Annotated in this window: 16 protein-coding genes; 13 read left to right on the top strand and 3 right to left on the bottom strand. The window is 60.1% G+C overall.

Annotated features, from left to right (window positions below; all coding sequences use genetic code 11):
• Positions 1-53: 53 nt before the first annotated feature.
• The 6 genes from AB7M22_RS16800 (at position 54) to AB7M22_RS16775 (ending at position 10494) form a co-directional block, all read left to right on the top strand.
• Positions 54-1781: an autotransporter assembly complex protein TamA gene (locus tag AB7M22_RS16800; protein ID WP_454187152.1), complete on the top strand. Its 1728-nt coding sequence runs from the start codon at positions 54-56 to the stop codon at positions 1779-1781.
• Positions 1778-5452 (top strand): translocation/assembly module TamB domain-containing protein, encoded by a 3675-nt coding sequence (locus tag AB7M22_RS16795; RefSeq protein WP_454187151.1) that lies wholly within the window; start codon positions 1778-1780, stop codon positions 5450-5452. The genes AB7M22_RS16800 and AB7M22_RS16795 overlap by 4 nt, the downstream gene beginning before the upstream one ends.
• A gap of 240 nt (positions 5453-5692) precedes the next feature.
• Positions 5693-6172 (top strand): MarR family winged helix-turn-helix transcriptional regulator, encoded by a 480-nt coding sequence (locus AB7M22_RS16790; protein WP_007896150.1) that lies wholly within the window; start codon positions 5693-5695, stop codon positions 6170-6172.
• On the top strand, positions 6162-7631 hold the full coding sequence (locus AB7M22_RS16785) for an efflux transporter outer membrane subunit (protein WP_454187150.1): 1470 nt from the start codon (positions 6162-6164) through the stop codon (positions 7629-7631). Before AB7M22_RS16790 ends, AB7M22_RS16785 begins: the two co-directional genes overlap by 11 nt.
• A 15-nt stretch (positions 7632-7646) precedes the next feature.
• Complete coding sequence (locus tag AB7M22_RS16780) at positions 7647-8849, top strand: HlyD family secretion protein (RefSeq protein ID WP_454187149.1); 1203 nt, start codon at positions 7647-7649, stop codon at positions 8847-8849.
• Positions 8850-8964: 115 nt separating this feature from the next.
• Complete coding sequence (locus AB7M22_RS16775) at positions 8965-10494, top strand: DHA2 family efflux MFS transporter permease subunit (RefSeq protein WP_454187148.1); 1530 nt, start codon at positions 8965-8967, stop codon at positions 10492-10494.
• A gap of 107 nt (positions 10495-10601) precedes the next feature.
• On the opposite strand, the gene lpxH is transcribed toward AB7M22_RS16775, so the two are convergent.
• On the bottom strand, positions 10602-11345 hold the full coding sequence (gene lpxH / locus AB7M22_RS16770) for a UDP-2,3-diacylglucosamine diphosphatase (RefSeq protein WP_454187147.1): 744 nt from the start codon (positions 11343-11345) through the stop codon (positions 10602-10604).
• Positions 11342-11845 (bottom strand): peptidylprolyl isomerase, encoded by a 504-nt coding sequence (locus AB7M22_RS16765; protein WP_007896145.1) that lies wholly within the window; start codon positions 11843-11845, stop codon positions 11342-11344. Before AB7M22_RS16765 ends, lpxH begins: the two co-directional genes overlap by 4 nt.
• Positions 11846-12109: 264 nt before the next feature.
• Here AB7M22_RS16765 and AB7M22_RS16760 point away from each other — a divergent pair, with 264 nt between their 5' ends.
• Together AB7M22_RS16760 and cysS are read left to right on the top strand one after the other, a co-directional pair.
• Positions 12110-13807 carry a glutamine--tRNA ligase/YqeY domain fusion protein gene (locus AB7M22_RS16760; protein WP_427622692.1) on the top strand — a complete coding sequence of 566 codons (1698 nt, stop codon included), beginning with the start codon at positions 12110-12112 and terminating at the stop codon, positions 13805-13807.
• A 15-nt stretch (positions 13808-13822) separates the two neighbouring features.
• The gene (cysS, locus tag AB7M22_RS16755) at positions 13823-15205 is read left to right on the top strand and encodes a cysteine--tRNA ligase (protein WP_008014309.1); all 1383 of its coding nucleotides are present in this window, start codon (positions 13823-13825) and stop codon (positions 15203-15205) included.
• Positions 15206-15422: 217 nt separating this feature from the next.
• Here the strand turns inward: cysS and AB7M22_RS16750 are convergent, their stop codons facing one another.
• Positions 15423-17270 (bottom strand): sigma-54-dependent Fis family transcriptional regulator, encoded by a 1848-nt coding sequence (locus AB7M22_RS16750; protein WP_454187146.1) that lies wholly within the window; start codon positions 17268-17270, stop codon positions 15423-15425.
• Between the two features lie 386 nt (positions 17271-17656).
• Here AB7M22_RS16750 and AB7M22_RS16745 point away from each other — a divergent pair, with 386 nt between their 5' ends.
• The 5 genes from AB7M22_RS16745 to AB7M22_RS16725 are packed head-to-tail and all read left to right on the top strand — an operon-like array spanning position 17657 to position 21803.
• On the top strand, positions 17657-18751 hold the full coding sequence (locus tag AB7M22_RS16745; protein WP_008014313.1) for an ABC transporter ATP-binding protein: 1095 nt from the start codon (positions 17657-17659) through the stop codon (positions 18749-18751).
• Positions 18751-19848 carry an ABC transporter ATP-binding protein gene (locus AB7M22_RS16740; RefSeq protein WP_454187145.1) on the top strand — a complete coding sequence of 366 codons (1098 nt, stop codon included), beginning with the start codon at positions 18751-18753 and terminating at the stop codon, positions 19846-19848. The genes AB7M22_RS16745 and AB7M22_RS16740 overlap by 1 nt, the downstream gene beginning before the upstream one ends.
• Entirely contained in the window at positions 19845-20711 is an 867-nt protein-coding gene (locus tag AB7M22_RS16735; protein ID WP_008014318.1) for a carbohydrate ABC transporter permease, read from the top strand. Before AB7M22_RS16740 ends, AB7M22_RS16735 begins: the two co-directional genes overlap by 4 nt.
• Before the next feature lie 8 nt (positions 20712-20719).
• A complete protein-coding gene (locus tag AB7M22_RS16730) occupies positions 20720-21520 on the top strand; it encodes a carbohydrate ABC transporter permease (protein WP_454187144.1) in 801 nt (266 codons plus the stop codon).
• Between the two features lie 10 nt (positions 21521-21530).
• Complete coding sequence (locus AB7M22_RS16725) at positions 21531-21803, top strand: DUF2160 domain-containing protein (protein WP_032836262.1); 273 nt, start codon at positions 21531-21533, stop codon at positions 21801-21803.
• Positions 21804-21821: the final 18 nt, after the last annotated feature.

Here is a 21821-nt window from a genome sequence, read left to right as displayed (position 1 = left end):
CAGTGCACGCCAGGCTCTATCACGCTCCCAAGCTCGTGATAGCATCCGCGCCTATGAAGTTTCCAGGAAGATTTACCAGTGGCGTGCTGATGCTGATCTCCAGCTGCGCGGCGCTGGCGCAAAGTGAATTGGATGTGCGGATCAAACCGTCCAACGATGAACTGAAGGCCAATATAGAAGGCTATATCGGTAGCCTCGGCGATCGCGATGAAGAAGCCTTGCTGCGCTTCAGTCGAGGCGCCGAAGAACAGGCGCGCAAGGCCGCCCAGGCCTTGGGTTATTACCAGCCGCAAATCGACAGCGACGTGAAGGGCGGCAAGACACCGCGCCTGGTGTTGAATATCGACCCCGGCGAGCCGATCCATTTGCGCAACGTCACGGTGCGCATCGACGGTCCGGCGGCCTCGTTCAAATCCTTTCGTGTACCGAAAAGCGACCTGCTCAAACCTGGCGCGGTGCTTAACCATGGCCGTTACGAAGACGCCAAGCGGCTGATCCAGAACCAGGCCTCGCGCTACGGCTTTTTCAGTGGGCGCTTCACCCGCCAGAAACTGTTGGTGGACCCGCGGGCTGGCGTCGCCGACATCGAATTGGTCTACGACAGCGGCCCGCGCTATGCGCTGGGCAAGGTCAGTTTTGAAGGCGACACACCGTTCGACGAAGACCTGCTGCAACGCATGGTGCCGTTCAAGGCCGGTGCGCCCTATGACTCTGAACTGATCGCCGAACTCAATCAGGCGCTGCAATCGAGCGGCTATTTCGAGGGCGTGCGCGTGGACGCGGCGCCGACCGCGTCCAAGGACGACGTGATCCCGGTAGCGGTCAAACTGGAAACCCGCAAGCCACGGACCATGGGGTTGGGTCTGGGTTTTTCCACCGACGTCGGTCCACGGGTCAAAGCCAACTGGACCCGCCACTGGGTTAATCCTCAGGGGCACAGTTATGGCTGGGAGGCCGAGGTTTCGGCGCCACGGCAGAACGTCGGGCTGTTTTATGACGTTCCGCTGGACCCGCCATTGACCGACAAACTGCGCTTTGCCGGTGGTTATCAATATGAAGAAATCGCTGGCACCGACACCCTCAGCAAGCTGCTGACCCTCGGCCCCGAGTGGCACAGCAAGTTGCCCAGCGGCTGGCAGCGGGTGGTGTCGCTCAAGTGGCAACGCGAGGAATACCAACTCGGTGACGATTCGGGGCTCAGCACCTTACTGATGCCCGGCGTGAGCTATTCGTACCTCAAAAGCGATAACCGCATCGATCCGCACAACGGTTATCGCCTGCAATTCGAAACCAAAGTCGCCAAGGAAGGATTGGGTTCGGACACCAACCTGATCTATGGCACGGCGCTGGTCAAAGGCCTGACCACGGTCTTCGACAAACACCGCTTGCTCGGTCGGGTGCAGGTCGGCGGCAGCGCCACCAACGGCTACAAATCGGTGCCGCCGTCCTTGCGCTTCTTCGCCGGCGGCGATCAGAGCGTGCGCGGTTACGACTACCAGAGCCTGTCCCCGGAAAACTCCGATGGCGACCGTATCGGTGGCCGCTACATGGTGGCCGGCAGCGTCGAGTATCAATACTCCATCGCCGAAAAATGGCGGGTCGCGACCTTCATCGACCAGGGCAACTCCTTCAACACACTCGAACTGCCAAACCTCAAGACCGGTGTCGGTATTGGTGTGCGCTGGGTCTCACCGGTGGGGCCGATTCGCCTCGACCTGGCCCACGCGATGGACGACGACGGCGGCATTCGATTGCACTTTTCCATGGGGCCTGAGCTGTGAAGCGTGGTTTGAAAATAACGCTGCTGGCGATTCCGGCGCTGCTGACGCTGGTCGTGCTGACACTGGTCACCGTGCTGGGCACTCCGACGGGCAGTCGCTGGGCGCTCGGCTTCGTGCCGGGTTTGACCGTGGAGAATTTCCAGGGCCGTTTGGGGGGGCAGTGGAGCGCCGATCATCTGCTGTGGCAGCAAGACAGCAGCCGGGTTGAGCTGAACAAAGCGATTTTCGCCTGGTCGCCGCTGTGCCTGATGCGCATGACGTTGTGTATCGAGCAATTGCAGGCTGAGCAAGTCAGCCTGCAATTCCCGCCGGGTGTGGAAGAGCAAAGCAGTGGCCCGATCAGTCTCCCGGACTTGAAATTGCCGCTGGCCATCGAATTGGGCGACGTCAAAATCGGCCGCCTGCTGTTCAACGGCAGTGAAGAACTCAAGGGGCTGCAACTGGCGGCGCACTGGACCGAGAAGGGTTTGCAGATCGACTCGGTGCACTTGCAGCGTGATGAACTGAGCCTGAACCTGTCCGGCCTGCTGCAACCGAGCGGTAACTGGCCGCTGACCGCCGAAGGCAAACTGACCTTGCCGGCGCCGGGTACCGAGCCTTGGACACTGGCCCTGAAGGTCGATGGCGATCTACTGAAAACCCTGAACCTGAAAGCCGACAGCAGTGGCTACCTGAACGGCCAACTCACTGGCGAGCTGCAACCGCTGGTGGAAAACCTCCCGGCCAAAGTGCGCATCACCGCCGACGGCTTCAAACCTGGCGCCGATCTGCCGGATACCTTGCAACTCAATCAACTGGAACTCACCGGCGACGGCGACCTGAAAAACGGTTACCAGTTGCTCGGCAAAGCCACGCTGCCCGCAGAGCAAGGCCCGGTTGCGCTGCTGCTGCAAGGCAAGGTCGACGCCAAGGGCGCGCAAATCGCCGGCCTTGACTTGACGGCCAACGACAAACAAAGCCTCAAGCTCACCGGGCAAGTGGACTGGAGCAAAGACCTGAGTGCTGAAGCGAAAATCGACTGGCTGGACTTCCCGTGGCACCGTCTCTATCCGTTGATCGACGAGCCGCAAGTGGCGCTGCGCAGCTTCAACGGTGAGGTCTCCTACACCGACGGCAACTACATCGGTAACTTCAAGGCTGCACTGGATGGCCCGGCTGGGGCGTTCAGTCTGAACAGCCCGTTCAGCGGCAACCTAACCCAAATCCACCTGCCGCAATTCAAACTCGAAGCCGGGCAGGGCAAGGCCGAAGGGCACCTGAATCTGCAGTTTGCCGACGGTATCGCCTGGGATACGGCGCTGGACCTCTCGGCAATCAACCCGGCGTACTGGCTCGCGGAGCTACCGGGCACGTTGGCCGGTCCCTTGCGCAGCAAAGGTGAGATGAAGAACGAAACGCTCAGCCTGACCGCCGACCTGGACCTGAAAGGCAAGCTGCGCGGGCAACCGGCGGTGTTGCAAGCCAAGGCCGATGGCGCCGGCGAGCAATGGAACCTCAGCGCGTTGCAGATTCGCCTTGGTGATAACAGCATCAACGGCCAGGGCAGCCTGCAACAGAAACTCGCCGGCCGGATCGACATCAAGCTGCCGCGCCTGGCCCAACTCTGGCCGCAACTGCGTGGTCAGCTCAATGGTCGGGTCGATGTCGCCGGCACGCTCAAGGCGCCACAAGGCAAGCTCGGTCTGCAAGGCACGCAACTGGCGTTCGAAGACAATCGCCTGCAAAGCCTCAATCTGGACGCCACCCTCGACAGCGCCCAGCGGGCGAAAATCGACCTCAAGGGCAGCGGCATTCAGACCGGCGACACGTCACTGGGCACGTTGACCGCCAGCGGTCAGGGCGACATCAAAAATCAGAAGCTCGCCCTCGATCTGCAAGGACCGAAGCTGAAACTGGCGCTTGGTCTTGATGGCACGCTGGACAAGGGCAATTGGCGTGGGCGTCTGGCCAGTGGCGATATCCAGGCCGGCGGTCAGGACTGGAAACTGCAAAATCCGGCGAAGCTTGAGCGACTGGCGGACGGCAAAATCAACTTCGGCGCCCATTGCTGGATGTCCGGCCCGGCCAGCCTGTGCGGCGAAGACCAGCGCTTGATGCCCGAGCCGAAACTGCGTTACCACCTCAAGCAGTTCCCCATCGACAGCCTGGCGCAATGGCTACCAAAGGATTTCGCCTGGAAGGGCAAGCTCAACGCCGACCTGCAACTGGACTTGCCGGCCAGCGGCCCGAACGGCCAAATCAGCATCGACGCCAGTGGCGGCACCTTGCGTATGCGCGAGAAGGAACAATGGCTGGACTTCCCGTACCAGACCCTGAAGCTCACCAGCAAACTCACGCCAAAACGCATCGACACCGACCTCAACTTTGTCGGCGGCAAGCTCGGTGAGCTGATGGTTCAGGCGCAGATCAATCCGCTGCCGAAGAACAAACCGCTGACCGGTTCATTCCGCCTCAATGGTCTGGACTTGTCGGTGGCGCGGCCGTTTGTGCCGATGGTCGAGAAACTCTCCGGGCATTTGAACGGCAGCGGCACACTGTCTGGCGGACTGCTGGCGCCGCTGGTCAATGGCAACCTTGAGCTGCGCGACGGAGAGATCTCCGGGCCTGAACTGCCGATGGCGCTCGAAGCCTTGCAACTTCAAGCGGTGATTGCCGGCGAAACCGTGCAACTGAACGGTGGCTGGAAAAGCGGCAAGAGCGGGCAGGGCAGCCTCAATGGCAACATCGCCTGGGGTCAGGCGCTGGTCGTGGACCTGGCACTCAAGGGCTCGCAGTTGCCGGTCACCGTCGAGCCCTACGCCGCGCTGGAAGTCGCGCCGGACCTGAAGATTTCCATGAAGGACGACAGACTGGCAATCGTCGGCAAAGTGCTGGTGCCCAAGGGCGAAATCACCGTGCGCGAACTGCCGCCATCGACCGTCAAGGTCTCCGATGACACGGTGATCGTCGGTCAGCAGACCGAAGAGGGCAAACCACCGATGGCCATGGCGATGGACATCGATGTAGTGGTTGGGCAGGACAAACTCAGCTTTGCCGGCTTCGGCCTCACTGCCAATCTGCAAGGCCAAGTGCACATTGGCGACAACATGGACACCCGTGGCGAGCTGTGGCTCAACGACGGGCGTTACCGCGCCTACGGTCAGCGACTGACGGTGCGCCGGGCGCGTCTGTTGTTTGCAGGTCCCATCGATCAGCCTTATCTGGACATCGAAGCGATTCGCCAGACCGATGATGTCATTGCCGGCATTCGCCTGAGTGGCAGCGCCGAACAGCCGACCACGCAGATCTTTTCCGAACCGGCGATGAGTCAGGAGCAGGCGTTGTCTTATCTGGTGCTGGGGCGTCCTTTGAGCACTACCGGTGAAGACAACAACATGCTCGCCCAGGCCGCTCTCGGGTTGGGTTTGATGGGCAGTTCCGGGGTGACCAGCGGGTTGGCCAAGGACCTGGGCATTCAGGACTTCCAGCTCGATACCCAAGGCAGCGGCACCAGCACCGCCGTGGTGGCCAGCGGCAATATCTCGGAAAAACTCAGCCTGCGTTATGGCGTCGGCGTGTTCGAACCGGCCAACACCATCGCCTTGCGCTACAAACTGAGCAAAAAGGTCTACCTCGAAGCCGCCAGCGGCGTGGCCAGTTCGCTGGACATCTTCTACAAGCGGGATTTCTAACTCCCCGTTCCCTTCCAGATACCGCGTCGCCCCCAATCGTGGGCAAGCCCGCTCCCACAGGGATCACACTGAACCTCGTGAGAGCGGGCTTGCCCGCGATGGCGTCAGAGCATTCACCGCAGAATCCATTGCCGTTTATCAATCAAATACAAAGCATCCTAACTATTGCATTGACATTCGCTGCCTAGGCAGTAACATCTCGACATACATTCACTGCCTAGGCAGCTAATCGGTGGTCAGATGAAACATTTCACCTCATACGATTTCCATAATTGCCACCTCGGCCTTTTGCTCGGGCGCGCCGCGCTGCTCAAGGACCGGATCATCGACACGCACATGGAACCCCACGGCATTACCGCCGCACAGTTCAAAGTGCTGATCATCATGGCCCAGTTCGGCGTCGATACCCCGGCCGAGTTGTGCCGTCACCTGTCGCTGGACAGCGGTTCGATGACCCGCATGCTCGATCGTCTGGAACAGAAAGGTTTCCTCGCCCGCCAACGCTCCGAGGCGGACCGGCGTCAGGTTCAACTGGTGCTGACCGAACAGGGCCAGCAGCTGACCGATCAGTTGCCGCAGATCGGCGCCGACGCGATGAATGAACTGGCTGGCGCCATCACCCCGGAAGAATTGAAAACCCTGGAACAGATCCTGAAGAAAATTCTGGTAGCCGCGGGTGACTCGATCACTCTGCTGCGGGTAGGTGGCCATGAACAGTAAAAGCCTGCGTAGCGGCCTGAGCCTGGTGCTGTTGGCCATGAGCCTCGCCGGTTGCGCCAGTTACAGCGGCCTGACCACCGAAGGCGTTAGCCTCGATGCGAAAAATCTCAAGGCCGGGCAATCCCTCAACGGCGTGACTCTGTCGCCCGCGGCGTGGCCGAAAAGCGACTGGTGGAAAAGCCTTGGCGATCCGCAACTCGACGGTCTGATCCGCGAAGCCTTGCACGACAGCCCCGACATGCAAATCGCCGACGCCCGGGCCCATCAGGCCAGCGCCGCCGCCTATGCAGCCGACGCCGAGCGGATGCCGACCCTCGATGCCAGCGCCGGTGTCAGCCGTTCGCGTCTGGCTCGCGATCAGGACCCGAGCGGGCAGGGCGGCACCTACTCCACCGTGCGCAACGTTGGTGCCACTTTCAATTACAACTTCGACCTCTGGGGCGGTCAGCGCGACGCCTGGGAAGCCGCATTGGGCGAGGCCCGCGCCGCCGAAGTCGATCAGCAGGCCGCGCAGCTGACCTTGTCCGCCGACGTCGCCCGCGCCTATAGCGATCTGGGGCAGGCGCATATCATCCATGACCTGGCCAGCGAAGACCTCAAGCGCACCCGGCAAATGCTCGACCTCAGCCAGCGTCGCCTGAGTTCGGGGATCGACAGTCAGTACCAGTTCCAGCAGACCGAAAGCCTGGAGGCCAGCGCCGAAGCCAGCCTGATCGACGCCGAGAAACGTCTGCAAAGCGCGAAAATCGCCTTGGCGGTGCTGTTGGGCAAAGGCCCGGATCGCGGCAATGAAATCGCCCGACCGAAAGTGCTTCAGACCAGCGCCGTGGCGTTGCCGTCGGTGCTGCCGGCGGAGTTGCTCGGTCGTCGCCCGGACCTGGTGGCGGCGCGCTGGCGGGTTGAGGCCGCGAGCAAAAACATTGCGGCGGGCAAGACCCGGTTCTACCCCAACCTCAACCTCAGTGCGGCGGCTGGTGTGGAGTCGTTGCTGGGCGATGCGATGTTCGGTTCCGCCAGTCGCTTCTTCAATGTCGCGCCGACGATCTCGGTGCCGATTTTCGACGGTGGCCGCCTGCGTGCCGACCTCGATTTCCGCGACGCCGATTACGACCTCGCGGTGGCGCAGTACAACAAAAGCCTGGTGAAAGCCCTGGGCGATGTCAGCGACACCATCAACCAGTTGCGCGATATCGGCCGGCAAATCGGTGCCCAGCAACACGCCACCGACATTGCCCAGGATTCTTACAACACCGTGGTCCAGCGCTACGGTTCCGGCATCGGCAACTACCTGGACGTGCTCAGCATCGAGCAGCAATTGCTCCAGGCCCAGCGTCAGCTGGCCAACCTGAATGCCGAGCAGATCGACCTGTCGATCCAACTGATGCAAGCGCTGGGCGGCGGCTTTCAGGGCGAAACCCTGACCGCGGCCAACGCAATCCCAGCCACGCAGCACAACTAATTCGAGGTACTTGCCATGGCCACAGTCGATACAACTCCAACCCCTGACGACACTCAAGACGCGAGCAATTCGCGCAAACGCAAAGTGATGCTGTTTGTGCTGACAATCGTGGTAATCCTCGCCGGAGCCGGCGTCTGGGGTTATCACCAATTCTTCGGTCGCTGGAATGAAAGCACCGATGATGCCTATGTGAATGGCAACGTGGTGGAAATCACCCCGCTGGTCACCGGCACCGTGGTCAGCATTGGCGCCGATGATGGCGACCTGGTTCACGAAGGCCAGGTGCTGATCAACTTCGACCCGAACGACGCCGAAGTCGGCCTGCAAAGTGCCCAGGCCAATCTGGCCCGCACCGTGCGCCAGGTGCGCGGCTTGTACAGCAATGTCGACGGCATGAAAGCCCAGGTCAATGCGCAGCAGGCCGAAGTGCAGAAAGCGCAGGACAACTTCAATCGGCGGAAAAACCTCGCCGCCGGCGGGGCGATTTCCCAGGAAGAACTGTCCCATGCTCGCGACGACCTGACCTCGGCGCAAAACGCCTTGGCCAACGCCCAACAGCAGCTTAAGACCACCAGCGCGCTGGTGGATGACACCGTGGTGTCGTCGCACCCGGACGTGATGTCCGCCGCCGCGCAACTGCGCCAGGCGTACCTGACCCATGCCCGCAGCACCTTGATCGCGCCGGTCACCGGTTACGTGGCCAAACGCAGCGTGCAACTGGGGCAGCGGGTCCAGCCGGGCACCGCGCTGATGGCGGTGATCCCGCTGGATCAGCTGTGGATCGACGCCAACTTCAAGGAAACCCAGCTGCGTGACATGCGCATCGGTCAGCCGGTGGACATCGAGGCCGACCTCTACGGCAGCGACGTCAAATACAGCGGCACCATCGACAGCCTCGGCGCCGGGACCGGCAGCGCGTTTGCCTTGCTGCCGGCACAGAACGCCACCGGTAACTGGATCAAGATCGTCCAGCGGGTGCCGGTACGCATTCATATCAACGCCGAAGAGCTGGCCAAGCACCCGTTGCGGGTCGGCCTGTCGACTCAGGTCGATGTGAACCTGCGCGACCAGAGCGGTCCGGTGCTGGCGCAACAGTCGCCGCAAAAGGCTTCGTTCAGCACTGGCATCTACGACCGTCAGTTGGCCGAGGCCGACGCGATGATTACCCAGTTGATCCATGACAACAGCGCCGCGGTCAGCAAAACCGCGAACCGCTGATTGGTCATCACACCGACCCAGCGGGAGCAAGCTCCCTCGCCACAAAGGCTCGCTCCCACAAGGTCAGCTGCGTCTGTAACAGGCGCAGCGCCAATCAGGTTTCAAAGGATTTGCGATGAGCAATAACGCGTCTTTCACGCCGCCCAGCCTGCTGCTCAGCACCATCGGCCTGTCGCTGGCAACCTTCATGCAGGTGCTCGACACCACCATCGCCAACGTGGCCTTGCCGACGATTTCCGGCAACCTGGGCGTGAGTTCGGAGCAGGGCACCTGGGTCATTACCTCGTTTGCCGTGAGCAACGCCATTGCGCTGCCGCTGACCGGTTGGCTCAGCCGGCGTTTCGGTGAGGTGAAGCTGTTTCTCTGGGCAACGATGCTGTTCGTGCTGGCCTCGTTTCTCTGTGGCATCTCAACCTCGATGCCAGAGCTGATCGGCTTTCGGGTGCTTCAAGGCCTGGTGGCCGGTCCCTTGTACCCGATGACCCAGACGCTGCTGATTGCGGTCTATCCGCCCGCCAGGCGAGGCATGGCCCTGGCGTTGCTGGCGATGGTCACGGTGGTGGCGCCGATTGCAGGGCCGATCCTCGGCGGCTGGATTACAGACAGCTACAGCTGGCCGTGGATTTTCTTTATCAACGTACCAATCGGGGTTTTCGCGGTGATGGTCGTGCGTCAGCAACTCAAGGCACGTCCGGTGGTGACCAGTTACCAGCCGATGGATTACGTCGGTTTGATCACCTTGATCATCGGTGTCGGCGCGTTGCAGGTGATCCTCGACAAGGGCAATGATCTGGATTGGTTCGAATCGAACTTCATCATCGTCGGCGCGGCTATTTCAGTGATTGCGCTGGCGGTGTTCGTGATCTGGGAAATGACCGACAAACACCCGGTGGTCAACCTGCGGCTGTTCGCTTACCGCAACTTCCGTATCGGCACCATCGTGCTGGTGGGCGGTTATGCCGGGTTCTTCGGCATCAACCTGATCTTGCCGCAATGGCTGCAAACCCAGATGGGCTACACCGCCACCTGGGCCGGACTGGCGGTGGCGCCGATCGGTATTTTGCCGGTGCTGCTGTCGCCGTTTGTCGGCAAGTACGCGCACAGGTTCGACCTGCGACTGTTGGCCGGTGGCGCGTTCCTGTGCATCGGTTTGAGTTGCTTCATGCGCGCCGGGTTTACCAACGAAGTGGACTTCCAGCACATCGCACTGGTGCAGCTATTCATGGGCATCGGGGTGGCGCTATTCTTCATGCCGACCCTGAGCATTTTGATGTCGGACTTGCCGCCGAGCCAGATTGCCGACGGCGCGGGTCTTGCGACCTTCCTGCGGACCCTGGGCGGTAGTTTTGCGGCGTCGTTGACCACCTGGATCTGGATTCGCCGGGCCGATCAGCACCATGCGTATTTGAGTGAAAGCATCACCACCTATGAGCCGGCGACCCGGGAGGCGTTGAACACGCTCGGCGGGGCGGGCAATCCGGCCTATGCGCAGCTGGATCATGTGCTGACCAGCCAGGCGTACATGCTCTCCACCGTGGATTACTTCACGTTGCTCGGGTGGGCGTTCATGGGGTTGATTCTGCTGGTGTGGCTGGCGAAACCGCCATTTGCGGCGAAGGCGGGCCCGGCCTCGGCAGGGCATTGATCGAACCCCTGTAGGAGCGAGGCTTGCCCGCGAAGACGTCGCCACATTCAACATCAATGTTGACTGATATGACGCCTTCGCGGGCAAGCCTCGCTCCTACAGGGGTTTCATTCTGCAGTCAGGCGCGGGTTACCAAAATCAAATGGCGCCAGCGCAAACCCATTCTCATCCACCTGCAACGCCCAGCCCTGACGGTCCCAATCCCCCAACACAATGCGTTTGGCCGCCTGCTCGCCAATCTGCAACTTGTGGATGGCGGGGCGGTGGGTATGCCCGTGGATCAAGGTTTTCACGCCATAGTGCTGCATGATCCGCGGCACTTCTTCCGGCGTGACATCGACAATGTCATTGGCCTTCATCCGCGTTTGCGCGCGGCTTTCGCTGCGCAGCTTGCGCGCCAGTTTATGCCGAGTACGCAAGGGCAGATGGCGCAGGATGAACCGGGTGATCGGGTTGCGCAGGTAGCGCCGCAGCTTCATATACGCTTCGTCGCGGGTGCAGAGGCTGTCACCGTGCATCAACAGCACCGGCTCACCGTAGAACTGCACGACACTTGGGTCTTTCAACAACGTGCAGCCGGCCTGTTTGCAGAAAGCCTGGCCGAGCATGAAGTCGCGATTGCCGTGCATCAGAAAAATGGCCGTGCCGCTGTCGCTGAGGTCGCGCAGGGCCTGGCAGATGGAGCGCTGGAACGGCGTCATGGCATCGTCGCCAATCCACGCCTCGAAAAAGTCGCCCAGAATGTACAACGCACTCGCTGAACGGGCACGTCTAGCGAGCAAATCCAGAAACGCCCGGGTAATGTCCGGGCGCTCCTCTTCCAGATGCAAGTCTGAAATCAGCAGTATCACTCAATGATCTCGGCTTTCTCGATGATCACGTCTTCTGCTGGTACGTCCTGGTGGCCGGCTTTGGAAGTCGTGGCCACGCCTTTGATCTTGTCGACCACGTCGGTGCCTTCGACTACTTTGGCGAATACGGCATAGCCCCAACCCTGAGTGGTTTTGCCACTGTGGTTCAGGAAGCTGTTGTCAGCCACGTTGATGAAGAACTGGGCGGAAGCCGAATGCGGCTCCATGGTGCGGGCCATGGCCACGCTGTACTTCACGTTCGGCAGGCCGTTGTCGGCTTCGTTCTGGATGCTTGGGCGCTTGTCTTTCTTTTCTTTCATGCCTGGCTCGAAACCGCCGCCCTGGATCATGAAGTTACCGATGACACGGTGGAAAACGGTGTTTTCGTAGTGACCGGCTTTGACGTATTCGATGAAGTTGGCCACGGTGATCGGGGCTTTCTCAGCGTTCAGTTCCAGGACGATGTCGCCATGGTTGGTGGTCAGTTTGACTTGAGTCATGATCGATACTCTTTTTCTATGAATTCGTGGGTTTCGGGGCGTTCAGGCCCTCAACCAGTCCGGCCAGTGTCGGCCAAGGCAGGCAGTTTAGCGTGCCGGGCGCGAATTTCGAGGCTGTTTTTCATTGCCGGCCGATTAAATGCAACCGATTGCCGGCCTGCTCTGTCAGCCACTTGACAGCATCGGCTATGATAAGCCCCTTTGATTTATAACAGCCGCTTTGATTTGGCCAACTGGCCGCGCACTTGTACGTTCAAGGATCCTATGAGCAAGCCCACTGTCGACCCTACCTCGAATTCCAAGACCGGCCCTGCCGTGCCGGTCAATTTCCTGCGCCCGATCATCCAGGCGGACCTGGACTCGGGTAAGCACACGCAGATCGTCACCCGCTTCCCGCCTGAGCCCAATGGCTACCTTCACATCGGTCACGCCAAGTCGATTTGTGTGAACTTCGGTCTGGCCCAGGAATTCGGCGGCGTCACGCACCTGCGTTTCGACGACACGAACCCGGCCAAGGAAGACCAGGAATACATCGACGCGATCGAAAGCGACGTCAAATGGCTGGGCTTCGAATGGTCCGGTGAAGTGCGCTATGCCTCGCAGTATTTCGACCAGTTGCACGACTGGGCGGTAGAGCTGATCAAGGCCGGCAAGGCCTACGTCGACGACCTGACCCCCGAGCAAGCCAAGGAATACCGTGGCAGCCTGACCGAACCGGGCAAGAACAGCCCGTTCCGCGACCGCTCGGTTGAAGAAAACCTTGACCTGTTCGCCCGCATGAAGGCCGGCGAATTCAAGGACGGCGCACGCGTGCTGCGGGCCAAGATCGACATGGCCTCGCCGAACATGAACCTGCGCGACCCGATCATGTATCGCATCCGTCACGCGCATCACCATCAGACCGGCGACAAGTGGTGCATCTACCCGAACTACGACTTCACCCACGGTCAGTCGGACGCCCTCGAAGGCATCACTCACTCGATCTGCACCCTGGAGTTCGAAAGCCATCGTCCGCTGTACGAATGGTTCCTCGAGAACCTGCCAGTACCGGCGAAACCGCGTCAGTACGAGTTCAGCCGCCTGAACCTGAACTACACCATCACCAGCAAGCGCAAGCTCAAGCAACTGGTCGATGAAAAGCACGTTCACGGTTGGGACGATCCACGCATGTCCACGCTGTCGGGTTTCCGTCGCCGTGGCTACACGCCGAAATCGATCCGCAACTTCTGCGAAATGATCGGCACCAACCGTTCCGACGGCGTGGTCGACTTCGGCATGCTCGAATTCAGCATCCGTGACGACCTCGACCACAGCGCCCCACGCGCCATGTGCGTATTGCGTCCGCTGAAAGTCGTGATCACCAACTACCCGGAAGGCCAGGTCGAAAACCTCGAATTGGCGTGCCACCCGAAAGAAGACATGGGCGTGCGCGTTCTGCCGTTCGCTCGTGAGCTCTATATCGACCGTGAAGACTTCATGGAAGAGCCGCCAAAAGGCTACAAGCGCCTGGAGCCGAACGGCGAAGTGCGTCTGCGCGGCAGCTACGTGATCCGTGCCGACGAAGCGATCAAGGACGCCGATGGCAACATCGTCGAACTGCGTTGCTCCTACGACCCGGAAACCCTGGGTAAAAACCCTGAAGGCCGCAAGGTCAAAGGCGTGGTGCATTGGGTGCCGGCTGCGGCCAGCGTCGAGTGCGAAGTGCGTCTGTACGATCGCCTGTTCCGTTCGGCCAACCCTGAGAAGGCCGAAGACAGCGCCAGTTTCCTGGACAACATCAACCCTGACTCGCTGCAAGTTCTCACTGGTTGTCGTGCCGAGCCTTCGCTGGGCAATGCACAGCCGGAAGACCGTTTCCAGTTCGAGCGCGAAGGTTACTTCGTCGCGGATATCAAGGACTCGAAACCGGGCGCTCCGGTATTCAACCGTACCGTGACCTTGCGTGATTCGTGGGGCCAGTGATTCAAGGAACCTAAAGTGCTTACGATCTACAACACGCTCACCAAGAGCAAAGAAGTTTTCAAGCCGCTGGATGGCAACAATGTGCGCATGTACGTCTGCGGGATGACCGTGTACGACTACTGCCACATCGGCCACGGCCGCAGCATGGTCGCGTTCGACCTGGTGACCCGCTGGTTGCGTTTCAGCGGTTATAACCTGACGTATGTGCGCAACATCACCGATATTGAAGACAAGATCATCAATCGGGCCAAGGAGAACGGCGAGCCGTTCGACGTATTGACCGAACGCATGATCACCGCGATGCACGAGGACGAGGCGCGCCTCAATATCCTCAAGCCGGACATGGAGCCGCGGGCCACCGATCATATCGCTGGCATGCAGAGCATGATCCAGACCTTGATCGACAAGGGCTATGCCTACGCACCGGGCAATGGCGACGTGTACTATCGCGTAGCCAAGTTCATGGGCTACGGCAAGCTGTCGCGCAAGAAGATCGAAGACCTGCGCATTGGCGCACGGATCGAAGTCGACGAGTCGAAACAGGACCCGCTGGACTTCGTGCTGTGGAAAGGCGCCAAGCCGGGCGAGCCGAGCTGGCCTTCGCCGTGGGGCGACGGACGTCCAGGCTGGCACATCGAGTGCTCGGTGATGTCGACCTGCTGCCTCGGCGAGACCTTCGACATTCATGGCGGCGGCAGCGACCTCGAGTTCCCGCACCATGAAAACGAAATCGCCCAGAGCGAAGCGGCCACCGGCAAGACCTACGCCAACGCGTGGATGCATTGCGGCATGATTCGCATCAATGGCGAGAAGATGTCCAAGTCCTTGAACAACTTCTTCACCATTCGCGACGTGCTGGAAAAGTACCACCCGGAAGTCGTGCGTTACCTGCTGGTATCGAGCCACTACCGCAGCGCGATCAACTATTCGGAAGACAACCTCAAGGACGCCAAAGGCGCGCTCGAGCGTTTCTACCATGCGTTGAAAGGCCTGCCGAACGTGGCGCCTGCTGGCGGCGAAGCGTTCGTCGAGCGTTTCACTCAGGTGATGAACGACGACTTCGGTACGCCGGAAGCCTGTGCGGTGCTGTTCGAGATGGTTCGCGAGATCAACCGTCTGCGCGAGAGCGATCTTGATGCGGCGGCTGGTTTGGCGGCACGTTTGAAGGAACTGGCGAGCGTGCTGGGTGTGTTGCAACTCGAAGCCGATGACTTCCTGCAGGCCGGTGCCGAAGGGCGGGTCGATGCGGCTGAGGTCGATGCACTGATCCAGGCTCGTTTGACGGCTCGTGCCAACAAGGACTGGGCCGAATCCGACCGCATCCGCGACCAGCTCACCGCCATGGGCGTGGTGCTGGAAGACGGCAAGGGCGGGACGACCTGGCGATTGGCTGACTGATCGCTGCGTTTGCTACAAAACAAAACCCGCCTTGTGCGGGTTTTTGTTTGTGGGTTGAGCGTAAGTGAGGCGGTGTCTGGGCTGACGTCTTCGCGGGCAAGCCTCGCTCCTACAGGGATCGCGTCGTTCACGATATTGGCGAACGGCGCGGTCCCTGTAGGAGCGAGGCTTGCCCGCGAATGTTCTCAAGCCGAACGCCGCCAGTGCGGCTCACTCGTCACTCAACCTGGCGCAATCGCTTGTAAAGGGTATTGCGGCTAACCCCCAACCGCCGCGCCAAGTGGGAAATATTCCCCCCAGCCGCCTGCAACTGCCGATTCAATTCCTCGGCATCATTCAAATCAACCACTATCGGCTCCGGCGAATCCACCGGCTCCATCTCCAGATCGACAAAAAAATCATCCGGCAAATGCTCCGGCCGCACCGGTTGTTCCTCGGCCATGGCCAGCGCTACCTGCATCACACTGCTGACCTGACGCAAATTCCCGGGCCACGGATGACGGCTGAACAGCTCCATCACTTCACGGCTCAAGCCAGCCCATTGGCTCGGTTCGCGGTGCTGTTCCCACAGCCGTTTGAACAGCGCTTCTTTATCGCTACGCTCCCTGAGCGGCGGCAGTTCCAGGGTCAAACCGCCGATGCGGTAATACAAATCCTCACGGAACCGCCCCAGCTGAACCTGTTCGCGCAACGAGCGGTTGGTCGCTGAAATGATCCGAATGTCCACCGGGAACAGCTCACTGCTGCCCACCGGTTGCACGCAACGCTCCTGCAACACCCGCAACAGCCGCGCCTGGGTTGGCAGCGGCATGTCGCCGATTTCGTCGAGGAACAGCGTGCCTTTGTCGGCCTTGCGGATCAGCCCGATGCTGCCTTTCTGATTGGCGCCGGTGAACGCGCCTTTCTCGTAGCCGAACAGTTCGGATTCCACCAGTTCCGCGGGGATCGCTGCACAGTTGACGGCAATGAACGGTTGTTTGCTGCGTGAACTGGTCTGATGCAGGGCTTTGACGAAGACTTCCTTGCCGACTCCGGTTTCCCCGTGGATTAACAGCGGGATGTCCTTTTCCAGCAAGCGTTCGGCCTGGCGCACGGCTTTTTCCACACGGCTGTCGCCAAAATGCAGGGTATTGAGGCTGATCGCTGTGGGCGCCGGCGCCGTGGGTTCAGCGCTCTTTATTTCAGAAAACAGCCTCGCCTGAATCGGCGCTTGTTTCGGTCGTTTCAACAGGCACTGGAAACGGTTGCGCCCCGAGGCTTGCAGGGCAAACGGCAGGCCGTCCGGCTGGTTCAGCAGTTCCAACAACGAGACTTTGAACAGGCTTTCGACACTGACCCGCGACAGGCTGATGCCCAGCAGGTTGTCGGCCCGACGATTGGCCGACAGCACCTGACCGGTCTCATCGAAGATCAGCAACCCGGCCCATTGGCTGTCGAGGTTGTTCAGCCCGGTGTTGAAGGTCAGCTGGAAATGCTGGCCATGGAACAGGTTGAGGATCAGCCGGTTCTCCACGGTCTGGCTCATCATCTTGACCATGCCCAGGGTGTGCGACGGCGGCAGGTAGCTGTCGCTGGACACATCCAGCACCGCGATCACCTTGCGCTCGGCATCGAAAATCGGTGCGGCGGAACCGGTCATGAAGCGGTTGGCCTTGAGAAAGTGTTCATCATGCTCGATGTGCACCGCCTGCTCACAGGCCAGCGCGGTGCCGATCGCATTGGTCCCGCTGCAACGCTCCATCCAGCTGGCGCCAGCGCTGAAACCGCGAGTCAGGCTTGGCTCGATGAAACGCTGGGTACCCCAGGACGTCAGCACCTGGCCCTGATTGTCGGCGAGCATGATCAGGCAATTGGAGTTGCTGAGGATGTTCTCGTAATACGGCAGGACTTCCTGATGGGTGGTCTGCACCAGTGAATGCTGGCTCTCGAGCAACTGGGCGATGCCATCGGCGGGTAGCTGATCGAACGCCGGCGCGCTCTGATGATCGAGCCCGAACGCGCGGCAGCGAGACCAGGAGTCCAGGATGATGGCGTCGTGGGAGAGCGGCGGGGCGGGTGCGGCCATGGCAGTCGATCTCTGAGCAAGCTTTTATTGTTTTTATGGTTTTCACGCACAAGAGCACATTTCGCACGTGTTTCCGGCACGACGCATACCTGTAGGAGCCAGGCTTGCCGGCGAAGGCGATTTCGACGACGCCTTCGCCGGCAAGCCTGGCTCCTACAGGGCAATGTGTGGCTGAAAACGTCTGTAGAGTGTTGTTCACATTTGTTCATTGTCAATCGTTGAACTGTTCAATTGTTCAACCGCGGTTGTTCATTTCTGTTCAGCAACGAACGCGGTTTTCCCTTCTTTTTCGTGTTTTTCAAGCCAGATCAATCGCTTGGAATTTCTGGCACGAATGTCGCTGTAGTGCTCCGGTCGCTTGACTCCAATAATAAAAAGGCCGAGCCATGTCACTAATCCTGGAGCACGTCAGCCGTACCGTCGAGGGTCAGACCTGGATCGACGATGCGTGCCTTAACTTCGAACCCGGATCGTTCAACGTTTTGCTCGGTCGCACGCTGTCTGGCAAAACCAGCCTCATGCGCCTGATGGCAGGTCTGGACAAGCCCGACAGCGGCCGCATCCTGATGAACGGCGTCGACGTCACCCAGCGCCCGGTGCGTTTGCGCAATGTGTCGATGGTCTATCAGCAGTTCATCAACTACCCGACCATGACGGTGTTCGAGAACATCGCCTCGCCACTGCGTCAGGGCGGCGTTTCCAACGAGCTGATCCAGAGCAAAGTGCTGGAAACCGCGAAGATGCTGCGCATCGAGAAATTCCTCCAGCGCCATCCTTTGGAACTCTCCGGCGGCCAGCAACAGCGCACGGCCATGGCCCGCGCGCTGGTCAAGGACGCCGAGCTGATTCTGTTCGACGAGCCACTGGTCAACCTCGACTACAAGCTGCGCGAAGAGCTGCGCCAGGAAATGCGCGAGCTGTTCGCGGCCCATCACACCATCGCTATCTATGCCACCACCGAACCCAACGAAGCCCTGGCGCTGGGCGGCACCACCACGATTCTTCACGAAGGTCGGGTGATTCAGAGCGGCAAGTCCTCCGAGGTGTATCACCAGCCACAAACCGTGCTGGCGGCGGAGCTGTTCTCCGAGCCGCCGATCAACCTGATGCCGGGGCGAATTGCCGGCAACGAAGTCAGTTTCGCCAACTTCGTGCACTTCCCGTTGAACGTCGATCTGCGGCCGGTGGGCGAGGGCGAGTTCCGTTTCGGCGTGCGCCCCAGCCACATTTCGCTGGTGCCGAGCAATGACGATGACCTGGAACTGGCGGTGACCGTCGAGGTGGCCGAGATCAGCGGTTCGGAAACCTTCCTGCACGTGCGCAACGAGTATTTCCTGCTGGTGCTGCACTTGCCGGGTGTTCACGAATACGACGTCGATGCGCCGATTCGCATCTATATCCCGACCCATAAACTGTTTGTGTTCGATATGCAGGGGCGGCTGGTCCAGGCGCCCGGTCGCCGCATTGCGAGGGTTGCCTGATGGCCGAAATCCGTTTGCAGAGCCTTGCCCACAGCTACACCCCTACGCCGACCGGCCCCGAGGATTACGCGATCCGCGAGATGAACCACGTCTGGGAGCAGGGCGGTGCCTACGCGCTGCTCGGGCCTTCGGGGTGCGGCAAGTCGACCTTGCTCAACATCATTTCCGGGTTGCTCAGCCCGTCCCAGGGCCAGGTGCTGTTCGACAGTAAAGTGGTCAACGAGCTGACCCCGGAAAAGCGCAACATCGCTCAGGTTTTCCAGTTTCCGGTGGTCTACGACACCATGACGGTGTTCGATAACCTGGCCTTCCCGTTGCGCAACCAGGGCATGGCGGAAGCGAAAATTCACACCAAGGTGCAGGAAATCGCCGAAGTCCTCGACCTTCAGGCATTGCTGTACAAGAAGGCCCGTAACCTTACTGCTGATGAAAAGCAGAAAGTCTCCATGGGCCGTGGGCTGGTGCGCGATGACGTGTCGGCGATCCTCTTCGATGAACCGCTGACGGTGATCGACCCACACCTGAAGTGGAAACTGCGACGCAAGCTCAAGCAGATCCACGAGCAGTTCAACATCACCATGGTCTACGTCACCCACGATCAGCTCGAAGCCTCGACCTTCGCTGACAAGATCGCCGTGATGTACGGCGGCCAAATTGTGCAGTTCGGAACGCCACGGGAATTGTTCGAACGGCCGAGCCACACCTTTGTCGGTTATTTCATCGGCAGCCCGGGGATGAACCTGATCGAGGTCCAGCCACAAGCCGGCGGTGTCGGTTTTGCCGGGACTCACTTGCCATTGTCCGACGCGATGCAGAAACGAATCGCCGAGTCCGAATGGAAAACCCTGAAGGTCGGTATTCGTCCGGAGTTTGTCCATGTGTGGGACGAACCCTTTGATGACGCGATGCAGGCACAGGTCGTACACGTCGAAGACCTGGGGACCTACAAGATCATGACCCTGAACCTCGACGGCGTTCCTTTGAAAGTACGTCTGGCCGAAGACAAACCGGTGCCAGAAGGCACGGCGTACATCAGTTTTCCGGCGCAATGGCTGATGGTCTATGCCGATGATTACCTGCTGGAGGTGCTGCCATGAACAAGGTGCAGAACAACAAGGCCTGGTGGCTGGTGTTGCCGGTGTTCCTGCTGGTGGCATTCAGTGCGGTGATCCCGATGATGACCGTGGTCAACTACTCGGTGCAGGACATCTTCGACCAGTCCAGCCGTTACTTCGTCGGCGCCGACTGGTACAAGCAAGTGCTGCTCGACCCACGGTTGCATGACTCGCTGCTGCGCCAGTTCATCTACTCCGCTTGCGTGCTGCTGATCGAAATCCCCTTGGGCATCGCCATCGCCCTGACCATGCCGATCAAGGGCCGCTGGTCGTCGGTCGTGCTGATTATTCTGGCGATTCCGCTGCTGATTCCATGGAACGTGGTCGGCACCATCTGGCAGATTTTCGGCCGGGCCGATATCGGTTTGCTCGGTTCGAGCCTCAATGCCATGGGCATCAGCTACAACTATGCGTCCAATACCATGGACGCCTGGGTCACGGTGTTGGTGATGGACGTGTGGCACTGGACGTCGCTGGTGGCGCTGTTGTGTTTCTCCGGTTTGCGGGCGATTCCGGATGTGTATTACCAGGCAGCACGGATTGATCGGGCGTCGGCCTGGGCGGTGTTCCGACACATCCAGTTGCCCAAGCTCAAAAGCGTGCTGCTGATCGCGGTGATGCTGCGGTTCATGGACAGCTTCATGATCTACACCGAGCCGTTCGTGCTGACGGGGGGCGGTCCGGGCAATGCCACGACCTTCTTGAGTCAGACCTTGACCCAAATGGCCGTAGGGCAATTCGACCTCGGCCCGGCGGCCGCTTTCTCGCTGGTGTACTTCCTGATCATCCTGTTGGTGTCGTGGCTGTTCTACACCGCCATGACTCACTCTGACGCCAATCGGTGAGGCCTGCCATGAGCAAGAGAAAGCTTATCCCATTGCTGATCTACATCATGTTCCTGCTGGTGCCGATCTACTGGCTGCTGAACATGTCCTTCAAGAGCAACACCGAAATCCTCGGCGGTCTGACGCTGTTTCCCCAGGATTTCACCTTCGCCAACTACAAGGTGATCTTCACCGACCCGAGCTGGTACACCGGTTACCTCAACTCGCTGTACTACGTGAGCCTGAACACGGTGATTTCCCTGAGCGTGGCGCTGCCGGCGGCGTATGCGTTCTCGCGCTATCGTTTTCTCGGTGACAAGCACCTGTTCTTCTGGCTGCTGACCAACCGCATGGCGCCGCCGGCAGTTTTCCTGCTGCCGTTCTTCCAGCTGTATTCCTCGATCGGGTTGTTCGACACCCACATCGCGGTTGCGCTGGCTCACTGCCTGTTCAACGTGCCGTTGGCGGTGTGGATTCTTGAAGGCTTCATGTCCGGCGTTCCCAAGGAAATTGACGAAACCGCCTACATTGATGGCTACAGTTTCCCCAAGTTCTTCGTGAAGATCTTCGTCCCGCTGATCGGCTCCGGGATCGGTGTTACGGCGTTTTTCTGCTTCATGTTTTCCTGGGTCGAGCTGTTGCTGGCGCGAACCCTGACTTCGGTGAACGCCAAACCCATCGCCGCAGTCATGACCCGCACAGTCTCGGCGTCCGGCATCGACTGGGGCGTGCTGGCGGCCGCGGGGGTGTTGACCATCCTGCCAGGCATGCTGGTGATCTGGTTTGTTCGCAACCACGTGGCCAAGGGCTTTGCCCTGGGCCGGGTATGAGGAACTGATGATGGAATGGATGAGTTGGACTGGCCCCACGGCGGCGTTTTTCGGCGTCATTGCCTTGATCCTGGCGAGCATGACGACCTGGGAGTTGCGTTCGCCGAGTGTCCCTCGGCGTGGTTTTTTGCCGATTGCCACCACCCGTGGCGATCGGTTGTTTATCGGTCTTCTCGGCAGCGCCTACCTGCATTTGCTGGTAATCGGCGCCACCGACTGGAGCATCTGGGTAGCGTTCGCGTTGTCCCTGGTGTGGCTGTTGGCTGTGATGCGTTGGGGCTAGTCGAAATCGATCGGCATG

This window comes from Pseudomonas sp. ADAK2 TE3594 (genome assembly GCF_053628675.1).
Note: the sequence above shows the minus strand (reverse complement) of the source record. Positions and strands in the feature narration are given on the sequence as shown.

Coding starts and splice junctions, on each gene's coding strand:
- AB7M22_RS16800 (WP_454187152.1), top strand. CDS start 54: ATGAAGTTTCCAGGAAGATTTACCAGTGGCGTGCTGATGCTGATCTCC.
- AB7M22_RS16790 (WP_007896150.1), top strand. CDS start 5,693: ATGAAACATTTCACCTCATACGATTTCCATAATTGCCACCTCGGCCTT.
- AB7M22_RS16785 (WP_454187150.1), top strand. CDS start 6,162: ATGAACAGTAAAAGCCTGCGTAGCGGCCTGAGCCTGGTGCTGTTGGCC.
- AB7M22_RS16780 (WP_454187149.1), top strand. CDS start 7,647: ATGGCCACAGTCGATACAACTCCAACCCCTGACGACACTCAAGACGCG.
- AB7M22_RS16775 (WP_454187148.1), top strand. CDS start 8,965: ATGAGCAATAACGCGTCTTTCACGCCGCCCAGCCTGCTGCTCAGCACC.
- AB7M22_RS16765 (WP_007896145.1), bottom strand. CDS start 11,845: ATGACTCAAGTCAAACTGACCACCAACCATGGCGACATCGTCCTGGAA.
- AB7M22_RS16760 (WP_427622692.1), top strand. CDS start 12,110: ATGAGCAAGCCCACTGTCGACCCTACCTCGAATTCCAAGACCGGCCCT.
- AB7M22_RS16750 (WP_454187146.1), bottom strand. CDS start 17,270: ATGGCCGCACCCGCCCCGCCGCTCTCCCACGACGCCATCATCCTGGAC.
- AB7M22_RS16745 (WP_008014313.1), top strand. CDS start 17,657: ATGTCACTAATCCTGGAGCACGTCAGCCGTACCGTCGAGGGTCAGACC.
- AB7M22_RS16740 (WP_454187145.1), top strand. CDS start 18,751: ATGGCCGAAATCCGTTTGCAGAGCCTTGCCCACAGCTACACCCCTACG.
- AB7M22_RS16735 (WP_008014318.1), top strand. CDS start 19,845: ATGAACAAGGTGCAGAACAACAAGGCCTGGTGGCTGGTGTTGCCGGTG.
- AB7M22_RS16730 (WP_454187144.1), top strand. CDS start 20,720: ATGAGCAAGAGAAAGCTTATCCCATTGCTGATCTACATCATGTTCCTG.
- AB7M22_RS16725 (WP_032836262.1), top strand. CDS start 21,531: ATGGAATGGATGAGTTGGACTGGCCCCACGGCGGCGTTTTTCGGCGTC.